Annotated in this window: 5 protein-coding genes and 6 rRNA genes; 3 read left to right on the forward strand and 8 right to left on the reverse strand. The window is 60.3% G+C overall.

The annotated features are described in order from the left end of the window. Positions 1 to 4 precede the first annotated feature (4 nt). The gene (locus tag MMB49_RS09235; RefSeq protein ID WP_003814034.1) at positions 5 to 694 is read right to left on the reverse strand and encodes a histidine phosphatase family protein; all 690 of its coding nucleotides are present in this window, start codon (positions 692 to 694) and stop codon (positions 5 to 7) included. Between the two features lie 84 nt (positions 695 to 778). Between MMB49_RS09235 and MMB49_RS09240 the strand changes: the two genes are divergently transcribed. Then, positions 779 to 1,195, forward strand: coding sequence for a DUF4235 domain-containing protein (locus tag MMB49_RS09240; RefSeq protein WP_047271116.1), 417 nt, complete (start codon positions 779 to 781; stop codon positions 1,193 to 1,195). Positions 1,196 to 1,452: 257 nt separating this feature from the next. Beyond that, on the forward strand, positions 1,453 to 2,232 hold the full coding sequence (locus MMB49_RS09245; protein WP_047271118.1) for a nitroreductase family protein: 780 nt from the start codon (positions 1,453 to 1,455) through the stop codon (positions 2,230 to 2,232). A gap of 132 nt (positions 2,233 to 2,364) precedes the next feature. Here MMB49_RS09245 and MMB49_RS09250 read toward each other — a convergent pair whose 3' ends face one another. From MMB49_RS09250 to MMB49_RS09265, 4 genes are all read right to left on the reverse strand, one after another. Continuing rightward, positions 2,365 to 2,616, reverse strand: coding sequence for a hypothetical protein (locus MMB49_RS09250; RefSeq protein WP_003814027.1), 252 nt, complete (start codon positions 2,614 to 2,616; stop codon positions 2,365 to 2,367). A 113-nt stretch (positions 2,617 to 2,729) separates the two neighbouring features. After that, positions 2,730 to 2,846, reverse strand: a 5S ribosomal RNA gene (gene rrf, locus MMB49_RS09255). A gap of 175 nt (positions 2,847 to 3,021) precedes the next feature. After that, positions 3,022 to 6,069: ribosomal RNA gene (locus tag MMB49_RS09260) — 23S ribosomal RNA — on the reverse strand. A gap of 456 nt (positions 6,070 to 6,525) precedes the next feature. Continuing rightward, positions 6,526 to 8,054, reverse strand: a 16S ribosomal RNA gene (locus MMB49_RS09265). Positions 8,055 to 8,731: 677 nt separating this feature from the next. Between MMB49_RS09265 and MMB49_RS09270 the strand changes: the two genes are divergently transcribed. Then, the gene (locus MMB49_RS09270; protein ID WP_047297703.1) at positions 8,732 to 9,523 is read left to right on the forward strand and encodes an aminoglycoside 3'-phosphotransferase; all 792 of its coding nucleotides are present in this window, start codon (positions 8,732 to 8,734) and stop codon (positions 9,521 to 9,523) included. Positions 9,524 to 9,849: 326 nt separating this feature from the next. Here the strand turns inward: MMB49_RS09270 and rrf (MMB49_RS09275) are convergent. The 3 genes from rrf (MMB49_RS09275) to MMB49_RS09285 form a co-directional block, all read right to left on the reverse strand. After that, positions 9,850 to 9,966: ribosomal RNA gene (rrf, locus tag MMB49_RS09275) — 5S ribosomal RNA — on the reverse strand. 175 nt (positions 9,967 to 10,141) lie between these two features. After that, positions 10,142 to 13,189: ribosomal RNA gene (locus tag MMB49_RS09280) — 23S ribosomal RNA — on the reverse strand. Positions 13,190 to 13,645: 456 nt separating this feature from the next. Continuing rightward, a 16S ribosomal RNA gene (locus tag MMB49_RS09285) occupies positions 13,646 to 15,174 on the reverse strand. Together the 16S, 23S and 5S rRNA genes form the textbook arrangement of a ribosomal RNA operon. Between the last annotated feature and the right edge of the window lie 407 nt (positions 15,175 to 15,581).

Here is a 15,581-nt window from a genome sequence, read left to right on the forward strand (position 1 = left end):
GACGTCAGCAGTTCCAGCGCTCGATGACACGGTCCCCCTTGTATACGGACAGAATCGAATAATGAGCGGTATCCAGACGCAGCAGACGCGCGAAATGCGGGTCGACCCCCAGCCAACGTGCCGTAAGGATGCGCAGCACATGCGCGTGCGCGACGAACAGCACGGAATGGCCGCTCTCCATCAGCGGCACCGCCTGATCGATGGCCTGCTGCACACGGTCATAGACGTCGCTCAGCGACTCGCCCGGCCCGTTATGCACGGGAACCTGCTCGCCGTCCGGCAGCGTCTCCGTCCAGTCGCCTTCCATTGTGGGGCTCAGCGCATCGGGACCATCATTCCATAGCTCCCAAGAGCCGCCGTGCAATTGCGCGATGGTCTGACGGGTACGGCCCTCCGCCCGGCCGTAATCCCATTCCGCGAGCGCCGGCAGCGTACGCGGAGCGAACCCGGCGAGGCTTGCCGTCTGCTGGGCCCTCTTCAGCGGGCTGGCGTACACGCAGTTCTCGCCGAATCCCTGCGGAAACGCCGTCTGAATCCGGGTGCCGGCATCGCGGGCCTGTCGCTCGCCTTCGGCGGTAAGAGGAATATCGGTGCGCCCGGTATGCTGCCCGGACTCACTCCACACAGTCTGCCCGTGTCGGAGCAGAACCAGTCGCCCTGCCGTAGCCGCGTTGCCACCTGTCGTTTGAGTCATATGCAGTACTGTACTCAACCTGCAGCATATTCGCATGCCGAGGCCTATATGCGATGCGTCTCCACCTCGCAAAATAATGGTGACATGACAGAATTTCAGGATGGACCGGGCAACGACGGATCGGGGCTCGACGGTTCAAGCACCGATCGGATCATCGAAGGCTTCGCCCGAATCAACGAGAAAGTGGATGCCATGCGTAATCAGCGTCTGAACGACCCCGACTCCCTCGGCGATAAGGCCGTCAAATTCGCGCTGCCGTCCATCGCGGGATTCGTGGCCGGCAAGCTGTTCACTCTGGTGTGGAACAAGTTCGTCGCCCGCAAGCGTCCATCCGATGGCACGGGCGAGCTGGGGGACGGAGTCGTGGACCAGCAGGAGAGCCTGTTCATGAGCATCCTGTTCGCCGCATTGTCCGCCGCCGTGGGAGCCGCGGTCTCGCAACTCTCCGATCGCGGCTCCAAAGCCCTCGTCGCTCGCCGTCACCGTCGCCAATCCGACTGATAATCGCTTGGCGTCGTCCAGCGCATTGTCGCCGTGCATCTTCTATGCGCATCAGCCCGTTTTGCGTCTTTAAGTGCGCGCCGAAACGACAAGTGCGCGAACATAGGAACGCAAATGACCCTGTTTGCGTACCTAAGTGCGCACGGTCGTCGTTTCGGCGCGCACTTAAAGACGTTTTGGGGCGCCAGCATTACCGACGTGTTCCCCGTCAGCGCAAATGGGTGGCTCTTGGGGCGTCTCTTTGCGACAATGACAGCATGGTTACCAACAGCACTATCGAGACGCTGCTCAATCGCAGGTCCATCCGCAAATTCGTTGCCGAGCCCTTCGACGATGATACCGTCGCCACGCTGGAGACCGTGGCCCAGCACGCCGCTTCCAGCCAGTATCTGAACGACTGGTCGGCTGTCCGTGTCAAGGATCCGGCGCTTAAGAAGCGCATGTCCGAGATCGGCAGGCAGCCGTATATCGCCGAAGCACCGCTGCTGTATGTGTTCGTCGCGGACGAGCACCGCAATGCGATTATCGCCGAGTCGAAGGGCGTGTCCACGGATTCGGACACCTACGGTCTCGCCGGTAGCTACCGGTTCTCTCAGGCCCAGAACGATGCGGTTCTGGCTTTGCATGCGATGGAGACCGCCGCCTATTCGCTCGGCCTGGGATGCGTCATCCTCGGTTCCCTGCTCAATGATGTTCCCGGTCTGATCGAAGCGCTGCACCTGCCCCAGTACACGTATCCTGTGCTGGGATTGGCGATCGGCAAGCCCGATCAGGCTCCCGCGCTCAAGCCTCGCATGCCTCGCGAGCTGCAGTTCTTCGATGACGTGTATCCGTCGGATGCTGACGCCACTGAATCCATCAAGGAGCGTATCGGCGCCTTTGACGTTTCAGTGCATGAGTACTACGATCTGCGCAACACCGATCGTCCCGTTGACGCATTCAGCGATCAGATCGCCTCGATTGCAGCCCAGCGCATGGACGCCACGCATCAGGTGATACCGAACGCCACATCGCAGGGATTCCGTCTCGAACGGTAAATGACCCCCAAACGATAATGGGCGGTGGTCGGAACCTGATATCGGGTTCCGACCACCGCCCATTGTGTTATCTGACTCGTGTTGTTCGGTCCTCGCGGATTCGCCTATTCGGCGAATGACAGGAGAAGAGCATCAACGCCACCGCGGCTTGTAGCCCTTCTTGCGGCTGTGCGGTTTTATCTGCTGGTTCAGGGGGACATACGTGTGCTCATGAGCGGGATCACGATGCGTCAGATGCCAGGTGCCGCAATATTCGCACCGATACACCCACAGCTCCGCTCCGCGTTCGATAAGGCTCTGGTCGGCGGCATGCTGCGCCTGGGCCTTGTCATGGTACATGATCTTGTTCGAGGTGGAACAGCGTTTCGGAGTGAAGTAATGCATAGCAACACCACAGTCTAGGACAGGGATTCTTCTGTTGCAACGGCTGTTGTTGTGTTTGGGTATGGGTGGGCCCCCGGGGGTTGTTGGCCTCGTCCGGGGGTCCTTGTCGTGTGGTGCGGCGGCGTGCTACTCTCCCACACCCTGTCGGGTGCAGTACCATCGCCGTGCCAGGTCTTAGCTTCCGGGTTCGGAATGGGACCGGGCGTCTCTCCTGGGCCATGGCCGCCGCAAATCTTGGGTTATCGGCCGGGAAACAGGGGTTTCCCGCCGGCGTGTGGCGGTTCGGGGACCGGACAATGGACGCGGTTGCTGTTGACTGATCGTGCGCGTGTGAGGACCGTGCTCCCTGTGCGCCTTCGCGGGGCCCTGCCGGGTCCTGCGCCACACGCCTCCCGGGCGTGTGGATGTGGGTTGCCTCTCGACCATTAGTACCGGTCGGCTCCACCCCTCGCGGGGCTTCCACGTCCGGCCTATCGACCACGTGTTCTGCATGGGGTCTTCAGCGGCTCGGGGCCGCATGGAATCCTTATCTTGGAGAAGGCTTCCCGCTTAGATGCTTTCAGCGGTTATCCCTTCCGAACGTAGCCAACCGGCCGCGCCACTGGCGTGACGACCGGCATACCAGAGGTTCGTCCACCCAGGTCCTCTCGTACTATGGGCAGGCCTCCTCAAGATTCCAACGAGCGCAGAGGATAGAGACCAAACTGTCTCACGACGTTCTGAACCCAGCTCGCGTGCCGCTTTGATCGGCGAACAGCCGAACCCTTGGGACCTGCTCCAGCCCCAGGATGCGACGAGCCGACATCGAGGTGCCAAACCATCCCGTCGATATGGACTCTTGGGAATGATCAGCCTGTTATCCCCGGGGTACCTTTTATCCGTTGAGCGATGCCGCGCCCGTGCGCCGGCACCGGATCACTATCTCCGACTTTCGTCCCTGCTCGATCCGTCGATCTCGCAGTCAAGCCCGCTTGTGCGATTACACTCGACACCCGATTGCCAACCGGGCCGAGCGGACCTTTGAGCGCCTCCGTTACTCTTTGGGAGGCAACCGCCCCAGTTGAACTACCCGCCAGGCACTGTCCCTGAACAGGATGACTGTTCGAGGTTAGACATCAAACGAGAACAGAGCGGTATTTCACCTTGCGGCTCCGCGGATGCTGGCGCACCCGCCTCGAAGCCTCCCGCCTATGCTACACAATCCGCGCCTAATGCCAATACCAAGGTATAGTAAAGGTCCCGGGGTCTTTTCGTCCTTCTGCGCTTAACGAGCATCTTTACTCGTACTGCAATTTCGCCGAGCTCCTGGTCGAGACAGTGGGGAAGTCGTTACGCCATTCGTGCAGGTCGGAACTTACCCGACAAGGAATTTCGCTACCTTAGGATGGTTATAGTTACCACCGCCGTTTACCGGGGCTTGAATTCACCGCTTCGCAGAAAGCTGACGGATCCTCTTAACCTTCCGGCACCGGGCAGGCGTCAGAGCGTATACAGCGGCTTGCGCCTTCGCACGCTCCTGTGTTTTTGGTAAACAGTCGCTACCCCCTGGCCTGTGCCACCCCCCGCCGCTCATCACCGCAGGGGGTCTCCCTTATGCCGAAGGCACGGGAGCAATTTGCCGAGTTCCTTGACCAGGATTCGCTCGATCGCTTTGGTATTCTCTACCTGACCACCAGTGTCGGTTTGGGGTACGGGCGGCAACGCGCCTGACGCCGAAGCTTTTCTCGGCACCACGGATCACCGGATTCGGGCCGTAAGGCCCCCATCATCACGCCTCGCCCCGACGCCCCGCGGATTTGCCTGCGGGACGGGCTCGAACGCTTGACCACGGAAAACCACCTCCGCGGCCGGCTGCCCTGATGCGTCACTCCTGCGCTGACCTACTACGAGGGGGGATCCCAACGCGCCCGCGCCGCGACCCCCCGAAAGGGGAGACGGCACGGACCCGGAGGTTAGCGCCCCAGGCCTCGGTTGTTTCGGTTCGCTGCCGGTACGGGAATATCAGCCCGTTCATCCATTCGACTACGCCTGTCGGCCTCGCCTTAGGACCCGACTCACCCGGGGACGACGAACGTGGCCCCGGAACCCTTGGTCATCCAGCGGGCGGGATTCGCACCCGCCTCTCGCTACTCATGTCTGCATTCTCACTCCCCAACGGTCCACGGCAGGCTTGCGCCGCCGCTTCGCCCCGATGGGGACGCTCTCCTACCCAGCATCCAAACGGACGCTGCCGCGTCTTCGGTGGCGTGCTTGAGCCCCGCTACATTGTCGGCGCGGAACCACTAGACCAGTGAGCTGTTACGCACTCTTTCAAGGGTGGCTGCTTCTGAGCCAACCTCCTGGCTGTCTATGCGACTCCACATCCTTTCCCACTTAGCACGCGCTTGGGGACCTTAGACGACGATCTGGGCTGTCTCCCTTTCGACGACGGAGCTTATCCCCCGCCGACTCACTGCCGGGATACGCGTCACGGGTATTCGGAGTTTGGCTGCTGTCGGTACCCGATACGGGCCCTCAAGCATCCAGTAGCTCTACCCCCCGGACGTAATCCCCGACGCTGCACCTAAATGCATTTCGGAGAGAACCAGCTATCACGGAATTTGATTGGCCTTTCACCCCTAACCCCAAGTCATCCCCCCGGTTTTCAACCCAGGTGGGTTCGGTCCTCCACGCGGTCTTACCCGCGCTTCAACCTGCTCAGGGCTAGATCATCCCGCTTCGGGTCCAGGACACGCGACTCAAACGCCTTTTGAGACTCGCCTTCGCTACGCGTACCCCACACGGGTTACGCTCGCCACGTGCCACTGACTCGCAGACTCATTTTTCGATAGGCACGCCGTCACCCCGAAAGGCTCCGACGGTTTGTAAGCGCACGGTTTCAGAGACTGTTTCACTCCCCTCCCGGGGTGCTTTTCACCTTTCCCTCACGGTACTAGTTCGCTATCGGTCAGACAGGTATATCTAGGCTTACCCCACGGTCGGGGCGGATTCACACGGGATTCCACGAGTCCCGCGCTACTTGGGAGACACGATCCGGAGACGACGCGCGTTCGGCTACGGGGCCATCACCCTCTGCGGCCCGGCATTCAATCCGGTTCGCCTCACACGCCGTTTTATCACTCCGGCCGGGCCCGCCAGGACCCGGACACACGCTCCCTCAACACCACGCGCGCAACGGCTGGCGCCTGTCACACGCGCGCGGTTTGGCCTGATCCGCTTTCGCTCGCCACTACTCACGGAACATCCTTTCCTGCAGGTACTGAGATGTTTCACTTCCCTGCGTACCCCCCGCGCGAACGCGGTGCCGGCCCATGACGGCCGGCGGGTTCCCCCATTCGGAAATCCTCGGATCAAAGCCCTGCTGGCGGCTCCCCGAGGCATATCGCAGCCTCAAACGTCCTTCATCGGTACTGTCTGCCAAGGCATCCACCATACGCCCTTGCAAGCAACCCGCACGACCCATCCGGGAACGGCGGGAAACCGCAAGCCCACGGCAAAAACTCCGCTGGCAACACAAATCATCACACAAATGATCACACACAAAACGATCAAACACCAGACTCCGAAGAGTCCGGCGAAATCAACAGCAGAAGACACCCCCGAAAAGGGCGTCCCCTGCTCGCGTCCACTATCCAGTTCTCAAACCACCACGCACCCGCACGCGAGCCCACCCACCCCACCAGGGGACGGGCGACCGGCACGGGGCACGGAACACCAGCCACGCCAAACGGCGCGGGGTGGCGGTCCGGGAACCCAAAAGCATGCCCGCACCACTCCTGGACGCACCGCACGACCGGCACGCCCGAAGGCCGACTCCACTCTTCCACACCAGCAACCCCCGCGCACCCGGCACATCCGGGGCAAGGGGGCACACACCGGCCACCAGACAGTGGCCTGAAATCTCCGTAGAAAGGAGGTGATCCAGCCGCACCTTCCGGTACGGCTACCTTGTTACGACTTAGTCCCAATCACGAGCCTCACCTTAGACGGCTCCATCCCACAAGGGGTTAGGCCACCGGCTTCGGGTGCTGCCCACTTTCATGACTTGACGGGCGGTGTGTACAAGGCCCGGGAACGCATTCACCGCGGCGTTGCTGATCCGCGATTACTAGCGACTCCGCCTTCACGGAGCCGGGTTGCAGGCTCCGATCCGAACTGAGACCGGTTTTCAGGGATCCGCTCCATGTCGCCATGTCGCATCCCGCTGTACCGGCCATTGTAGCATGCGTGAAGCCCTGGACGTAAGGGGCATGATGATCTGACGTCATCCCCACCTTCCTCCGAGTTAACCCCGGCGGTCCCCCGTGAGTTCCCACCATAACGTGCTGGCAACACGGGGCGAGGGTTGCGCTCGTTGCGGGACTTAACCCAACATCTCACGACACGAGCTGACGACGACCATGCACCACCTGTGAACCCGCCCCGAAGGGAAACGCCATCTCTGGCGTCGTCGGGAACATGTCAAGCCCAGGTAAGGTTCTTCGCGTTGCATCGAATTAATCCGCATGCTCCGCCGCTTGTGCGGGCCCCCGTCAATTTCTTTGAGTTTTAGCCTTGCGGCCGTACTCCCCAGGCGGGACGCTTAACGCGTTAGCTCCGACACGGAACACGTGGAACGTGCCCCACATCCAGCGTCCACCGTTTACGGCGTGGACTACCAGGGTATCTAATCCTGTTCGCTCCCCACGCTTTCGCTCCTCAGCGTCAGTGACGGCCCAGAGACCTGCCTTCGCCATCGGTGTTCTTCCCGATATCTACACATTCCACCGTTACACCGGGAATTCCAGTCTCCCCTACCGCACTCCAGCCCGCCCGTACCCGGCGCAGATCCACCGTTAAGCGATGGACTTTCACACCGGACGCGACGAGCCGCCTACGAGCCCTTTACGCCCAATAAATCCGGATAACGCTTGCGCCCTACGTATTACCGCGGCTGCTGGCACGTAGTTAGCCGGCGCTTATTCGAAAGGTACACTCACCCGAAGGCTTGCTCCCAAACAAAAGAGGTTTACAACCCGAAGGCCTCCATCCCTCACGCGGCGTCGCTGCATCAGGCTTGCGCCCATTGTGCAATATTCCCCACTGCTGCCTCCCGTAGGAGTCTGGGCCGTATCTCAGTCCCAATGTGGCCGGTCGCCCTCTCAGGCCGGCTACCCGTCGAAGCCTTGGTGAGCCGTTACCTCACCAACAAGCTGATAGGACGCGACCCCATCCCACGCCGATAGAATCTTTCCCACAATCACATGCGATCATGTGGAACATCCGGCATTACCACCCGTTTCCAGGAGCTATTCCGGAGCATGGGGCAGGTCGGTCACGCATTACTCACCCGTTCGCCACTCTCACCACCAAGCAAAGCCCGATGGATCCCGTTCGACTTGCATGTGTTAAGCACGCCGCCAGCGTTCATCCTGAGCCAGAATCGAACCCTCCACAAAAAAAATTGCAAAAGGAACCATTGAATGACCCCAAAAATTGACGCGACTTCTTAATAAGGAAAAGAAGTCCGCACGAAAAACCCCGGCCCCCATCAAGCGCCCTCGCGCACCCACAGGCAAACACCCGCAGGCGGGAACCGGACTGGCATAAAATCAACCAAAAAAGTAGTACAAACACACTCTTGAGTTCTCAAACCACCACCACTCGGCCAGCTCAGCAACCCCAGTGAAGAAGTCCATCGCTAACCGGCAGCGAGTAGATAACTTACACGAGTTGGCCGACCAACGCAAATCGACATGCCCCAAGACACCCAAAACCGTTGAAACAACAACATTCCATCGGCGTGTCGAAAATGGCCTTCAAACACACCCTATGACCAGAATACCCCTCCTTGCAGGGCGGAAAAAACTCATATTTCATTGTTCTCGGGCGTGTCGCAAACTATTCAGACCATGTTCACCAAGGTCCGGCACCGATTCACGGCACCTATCGAAGCCATCCACGACGAATCGGGAGACGTAACGCCTTCCCGGCGACCGCAGGATACCGGGCATGCGGCGGCTCACCAGTTCGTCACGATGATGCAATACCGTCGAGATAACGGCATGACGCGACACCGCGCCGCGACGACACTATGTGCAATGGCACTGAGGTGCAATGACACCGGGAGGATGAAATGCAGCACATTCCGTGGAACGGCGACATGGCGGAATTTCCCGAACCGCTGCGCAGGTATCTACGCCCTGGGCATGTATTCGACAGCAGCTCGTCCGCCGAAGCAACCGTATATTATTCCGACATCGGCCAGGGATGCTATATCAAGAAGGCCCGTCACGGCGCACTGCGGAACGAGGCGGCAATGACGCGGTATTTTCATGACAAAGGACTGGCTGCCGCGGTGCTGCATTATGGTCAGGACCATGACAACAATGACTGGTTGGCGACGGCATGTCTGCCAGGTGACGACTGCACCGCGTCTCTTTACGTGAGGGAGCCCGAACGTTTGGCCGCCGTCCTGGGACGACGGCTGCGTATGCTGCATGAGCAAGATCCAACCGGATGCCCTGTGTCGAACCGTACGAAAGACTATCTGGCGGCAGTAGAGCGGAATCATGCGCAGGGATGTGCGGACCGTTCCTTCTTCACGCGGGTCTACGGGAACGCCGACACCGAATCGATATATCGCCTGGTGCGGCAGCATGGCGACGAATTGCGTCACGATACGTTGCTGCATGGTGATTATTGCCTGCCGAATGTCATACTTGACGATTGGCGGTTCAGCGGTTTCGTTGATTTGGATTGCGCCGGAGTCGGCGACAGACATGTGGATGTGTACTGGGCTTTGTGGACGCTATGGTTCAATTTGCATACCGATGCATACGGCGACCGCCTTCTGGATGCCTACGGACGTGATCTCATCGACATGGAGACACTGCGGCTGGTCGCCGCCTGTGAGGTATTCGGATAATCCGTTCCGTGCATGAGAGCATCCGATCCGGTCGCGCCTGGATACAGGCGACAGCGATTGGACGACGATACGCGCAGTGACGATACGCACAGTGAAATACATGGACGATGATGCATAATGCCGATAACGGACATTATGTTCTCTTTGGCTTATGCGTTGCAGCCATTACATTGAGTACAGTACGACTCCATCGGCTTCCGTCCTCGCTGACGGTAGCCCCTGTGAAGCGGATGAGGTGCGTTGACCTCATGCCTGTTGGTTGTTGTGTTTGGGTATGGGTGGGCCCCCGGGGGTTGTTGGCCTCGTCCGGGGGTCCTTGTCGTGTGGTGCGGCGGCGTGCTACTCTCCCACACCCTGTCGGGTGCAGTACCATCGCCGTGCCAGGTCTTAGCTTCCGGGTTCGGAATGGGACCGGGCGTCTCTCCTGGGCCATGGCCGCCGCAAATCTTGGGTTATCGGCCGGGAAACAGGGGTTTCCCGCCGGCGTGTGGCGGTTCGGGGACCGGACAATGGACGCGGTTGCTGTTGACTGATCGTGCGCGTGTGAGGACCGTGCTCCCTGTGCGCCTTCGCGGGGCCCTGCCGGGTCCTGCGCCACACGCCTCCCGGGCGTGTGGATGTGGGTTGCCTCTCGACCATTAGTACCGGTCGGCTCCACCCCTCGCGGGGCTTCCACGTCCGGCCTATCGACCACGTGTTCTGCATGGGGTCTTCAGCGGCTCGGGGCCGCATGGAATCCTTATCTTGGAGAAGGCTTCCCGCTTAGATGCTTTCAGCGGTTATCCCTTCCGAACGTAGCCAACCGGCCGCGCCACTGGCGTGACGACCGGCATACCAGAGGTTCGTCCACCCAGGTCCTCTCGTACTATGGGCAGGCCTCCTCAAGATTCCAACGAGCGCAGAGGATAGAGACCAAACTGTCTCACGACGTTCTGAACCCAGCTCGCGTGCCGCTTTGATCGGCGAACAGCCGAACCCTTGGGACCTGCTCCAGCCCCAGGATGCGACGAGCCGACATCGAGGTGCCAAACCATCCCGTCGATATGGACTCTTGGGAATGATCAGCCTGTTATCCCCGGGGTACCTTTTATCCGTTGAGCGATGCCGCGCCCGTGCGCCGGCACCGGATCACTATCTCCGACTTTCGTCCCTGCTCGATCCGTCGATCTCGCAGTCAAGCCCGCTTGTGCGATTACACTCGACACCCGATTGCCAACCGGGCCGAGCGGACCTTTGAGCGCCTCCGTTACTCTTTGGGAGGCAACCGCCCCAGTTGAACTACCCGCCAGGCACTGTCCCTGAACAGGATGACTGTTCGAGGTTAGACATCAAACGAGAACAGAGCGGTATTTCACCTTGCGGCTCCGCGGATGCTGGCGCACCCGCCTCGAAGCCTCCCGCCTATGCTACACAATCCGCGCCTAATGCCAATACCAAGGTATAGTAAAGGTCCCGGGGTCTTTTCGTCCTTCTGCGCTTAACGAGCATCTTTACTCGTACTGCAATTTCGCCGAGCTCCTGGTCGAGACAGTGGGGAAGTCGTTACGCCATTCGTGCAGGTCGGAACTTACCCGACAAGGAATTTCGCTACCTTAGGATGGTTATAGTTACCACCGCCGTTTACCGGGGCTTGAATTCACCGCTTCGCAGAAAGCTGACGGATCCTCTTAACCTTCCGGCACCGGGCAGGCGTCAGAGCGTATACAGCGGCTTGCGCCTTCGCACGCTCCTGTGTTTTTGGTAAACAGTCGCTACCCCCTGGCCTGTGCCACCCCCCGCCGCTCATCACCGCAGGGGGTCTCCCTTATGCCGAAGGCACGGGAGCAATTTGCCGAGTTCCTTGACCAGGATTCGCTCGATCGCTTTGGTATTCTCTACCTGACCACCAGTGTCGGTTTGGGGTACGGGCGGCAACGCGCCTGACGCCGAAGCTTTTCTCGGCACCACGGATCACCGGATTCGGGCCGTAAGGCCCCCATCATCACGCCTCGCCCCGACGCCCCGCGGATTTGCCTGCGGGACGGGCTCGAACGCTTGACCACGGAAAACCACCTCCGCGGCCGGCTGCCCTGATGCGTCACTCCTGCGCTGACCTACTACGAGGGGGGATCCCAACGCGCCCGCGCCGCGACCCCCCGAAAGGGGAGACGGCACGGACCCGGAGGTTAGCGCCCCAGGCCTCGGTTGTTTCGGTTCGCTGCCGGTACGGGAATATCAGCCCGTTCATCCATTCGACTACGCCTGTCGGCCTCGCCTTAGGACCCGACTCACCCGGGGACGACGAACGTGGCCCCGGAACCCTTGGTCATCCAGCGGGCGGGATTCGCACCCGCCTCTCGCTACTCATGTCTGCATTCTCACTCCCCAACGGTCCACGGCAGGCTTGCGCCGCCGCTTCGCCCCGATGGGGACGCTCTCCTACCCAGCATCCAAACGGACGCTGCCGCGTCTTCGGTGGCGTGCTTGAGCCCCGCTACATTGTCGGCGCGGAACCACTAGACCAGTGAGCTGTTACGCACTCTTTCAAGGGTGGCTGCTTCTGAGCCAACCTCCTGGCTGTCTATGCGACTCCACATCCTTTCCCACTTAGCACGCGCTTGGGGACCTTAGACGACGATCTGGGCTGTCTCCCTTTCGACGACGGAGCTTATCCCCCGCCGACTCACTGCCGGGATACGCGTCACGGGTATTCGGAGTTTGGCTGCTGTCGGTACCCGATACGGGCCCTCAAGCATCCAGTAGCTCTACCCCCCGGACGTAATCCCCGACGCTGCACCTAAATGCATTTCGGAGAGAACCAGCTATCACGGAATTTGATTGGCCTTTCACCCCTAACCCCAAGTCATCCCCCCGGTTTTCAACCCAGGTGGGTTCGGTCCTCCACGCGGTCTTACCCGCGCTTCAACCTGCTCAGGGCTAGATCATCCCGCTTCGGGTCCAGGACACGCGACTCAAACGCCTTTTGAGACTCGCCTTCGCTACGCGTACCCCACACGGGTTACGCTCGCCACGTGCCACTGACTCGCAGACTCATTTTTCGATAGGCACGCCGTCACCCCGAAAGGCTCCGACGGTTTGTAAGCGCACGGTTTCAGAGACTGTTTCACTCCCCTCCCGGGGTGCTTTTCACCTTTCCCTCACGGTACTAGTTCGCTATCGGTCAGACAGGTATATCTAGGCTTACCCCACGGTCGGGGCGGATTCACACGGGATTCCACGAGTCCCGCGCTACTTGGGAGACACGATCCGGAGACGACGCGCGTTCGGCTACGGGGCCATCACCCTCTGCGGCCCGGCATTCAATCCGGTTCGCCTCACACGCCGTTTTATCACTCCGGCCGGGCCCGCCAGGACCCGGACACACGCTCCCTCAACACCACGCGCGCAACGGCTGGCGCCTGTCACACGCGCGCGGTTTGGCCTGATCCGCTTTCGCTCGCCACTACTCACGGAACATCCTTTCCTGCAGGTACTGAGATGTTTCACTTCCCTGCGTACCCCCCGCGCGAACGCGGTGCCGGCCCATGACGGCCGGCGGGTTCCCCCATTCGGAAATCCTCGGATCAAAGCCCTGCTGGCGGCTCCCCGAGGCATATCGCAGCCTCAAACGTCCTTCATCGGTACTGTCTGCCAAGGCATCCACCATACGCCCTTGCAAGCAACCCGCACGACCCATCCGGGAACGGCGGGAAACCGCAAGCCCACGGCAAAAACTCCGCTGGCAACACAAATCATCACACAAATGATCACACACAAAACGATCAAACACCAGACTCCGAAGAGTCCGGCGAAATCAACAGCAGAAGACACCCCCGAAAAGGGCGTCCCCTGCTCGCGTCCACTATCCAGTTCTCAAACCACCACGCACCCGCACGCGAGCCCACCCACCCCACCAGGGGACGGGCGACCGGCACGGGGCACGGAACACCAGCCACGCCAAACGGCGCGGGGTGGCGGTCCGGGAACCCAAAAGCATGCCCGCACCACTCCTGGACGCACCGCACGACCGGCACGCCCGAAGGCCGACTCCACTCTTCCACACCAGCAACCCCCGCGCACCCGGCACATCCGGGGCAAGGGGGCACACACCGGCCACCAGACAGTGGCCTGAAATCTCCGTAGAAAGGAGGTGATCCAGCCGCACCTTCCGGTACGGCTACCTTGTTACGACTTAGTCCCAATCACGAGCCTCACCTTAGACGGCTCCATCCCACAAGGGGTTAGGCCACCGGCTTCGGGTGCTGCCCACTTTCATGACTTGACGGGCGGTGTGTACAAGGCCCGGGAACGCATTCACCGCGGCGTTGCTGATCCGCGATTACTAGCGACTCCGCCTTCACGGAGCCGGGTTGCAGGCTCCGATCCGAACTGAGACCGGTTTTCAGGGATCCGCTCCATGTCGCCATGTCGCATCCCGCTGTACCGGCCATTGTAGCATGCGTGAAGCCCTGGACGTAAGGGGCATGATGATCTGACGTCATCCCCACCTTCCTCCGAGTTAACCCCGGCGGTCCCCCGTGAGTTCCCACCATAACGTGCTGGCAACACGGGGCGAGGGTTGCGCTCGTTGCGGGACTTAACCCAACATCTCACGACACGAGCTGACGACGACCATGCACCACCTGTGAACCCGCCCCGAAGGGAAACGCCATCTCTGGCGTCGTCGGGAACATGTCAAGCCCAGGTAAGGTTCTTCGCGTTGCATCGAATTAATCCGCATGCTCCGCCGCTTGTGCGGGCCCCCGTCAATTTCTTTGAGTTTTAGCCTTGCGGCCGTACTCCCCAGGCGGGACGCTTAACGCGTTAGCTCCGACACGGAACACGTGGAACGTGCCCCACATCCAGCGTCCACCGTTTACGGCGTGGACTACCAGGGTATCTAATCCTGTTCGCTCCCCACGCTTTCGCTCCTCAGCGTCAGTGACGGCCCAGAGACCTGCCTTCGCCATCGGTGTTCTTCCCGATATCTACACATTCCACCGTTACACCGGGAATTCCAGTCTCCCCTACCGCACTCCAGCCCGCCCGTACCCGGCGCAGATCCACCGTTAAGCGATGGACTTTCACACCGGACGCGACGAGCCGCCTACGAGCCCTTTACGCCCAATAAATCCGGATAACGCTTGCGCCCTACGTATTACCGCGGCTGCTGGCACGTAGTTAGCCGGCGCTTATTCGAAAGGTACACTCACCCGAAGGCTTGCTCCCAAACAAAAGAGGTTTACAACCCGAAGGCCTCCATCCCTCACGCGGCGTCGCTGCATCAGGCTTGCGCCCATTGTGCAATATTCCCCACTGCTGCCTCCCGTAGGAGTCTGGGCCGTATCTCAGTCCCAATGTGGCCGGTCGCCCTCTCAGGCCGGCTACCCGTCGAAGCCTTGGTGAGCCGTTACCTCACCAACAAGCTGATAGGACGCGACCCCATCCCACGCCGATAGAATCTTTCCCACAATCACATGCGATCATGTGGAACATCCGGCATTACCACCCGTTTCCAGGAGCTATTCCGGAGCATGGGGCAGGTCGGTCACGCATTACTCACCCGTTCGCCACTCTCACCACCAAGCAAAGCCCGATGGATCCCGTTCGACTTGCATGTGTTAAGCACGCCGCCAGCGTTCATCCTGAGCCAGAATCGAACCCTCCACAAAAAAAATTGCAAAAGGAACCATTGAATGACCCCAAAAATTGACGCGACTTCTTAATAAGGAAAAGAAGTCCGCACGAAAAACCCCGGCCCCCATCAAGCGCCCTCGCGCACCCACAGGCAAACACCCGCAGGCGGGAACCGGACTGGCATAAAATCAACCAAAAAAGTAGTACAAACACACTCTTGAGTTCTCAAACCACCACCACTCGGCCAGCTCAGCAACCCCAGTGAAGAAGTCCATCGCTAACCGGCAGCGAGTAGATAACTTACACGAGTTGGCCGACCAACGCAAATCGACATGCCCCAAGACACCCAAAACCGTTGAAACAACAACATTCCATCGGCGTGTCGAAAATCGTCAAAATACGCCTTCAATAGCAACTTCAGACCGTCTTTCGTTTCCAAATC

Origin of the sequence: Bifidobacterium sp. SKU (assembly GCF_026016405.1) — a bacterium.
Classification (GTDB): Bacteria; Actinomycetota; Actinomycetes; order Actinomycetales; family Bifidobacteriaceae; genus Bifidobacterium; species Bifidobacterium bifidum.

What these genes read in the sequence shown, in the direction of transcription:
- MMB49_RS09270 (WP_047297703.1), top strand. Translation starts at nt 8,732, where the DNA reads ATGCAGCACATTCCGTGGAACGGCGACATGGCGGAATTTCCCGAACCG.
- MMB49_RS09245 (WP_047271118.1), top strand. Translation starts at nt 1,453, where the DNA reads ATGGTTACCAACAGCACTATCGAGACGCTGCTCAATCGCAGGTCCATC.
- MMB49_RS09250 (WP_003814027.1), bottom strand. Translation starts at nt 2,616, where the DNA reads ATGCATTACTTCACTCCGAAACGCTGTTCCACCTCGAACAAGATCATG.
- MMB49_RS09240 (WP_047271116.1), top strand. Translation starts at nt 779, where the DNA reads ATGACAGAATTTCAGGATGGACCGGGCAACGACGGATCGGGGCTCGAC.
- MMB49_RS09235 (WP_003814034.1), bottom strand. Translation starts at nt 694, where the DNA reads ATGACTCAAACGACAGGTGGCAACGCGGCTACGGCAGGGCGACTGGTT.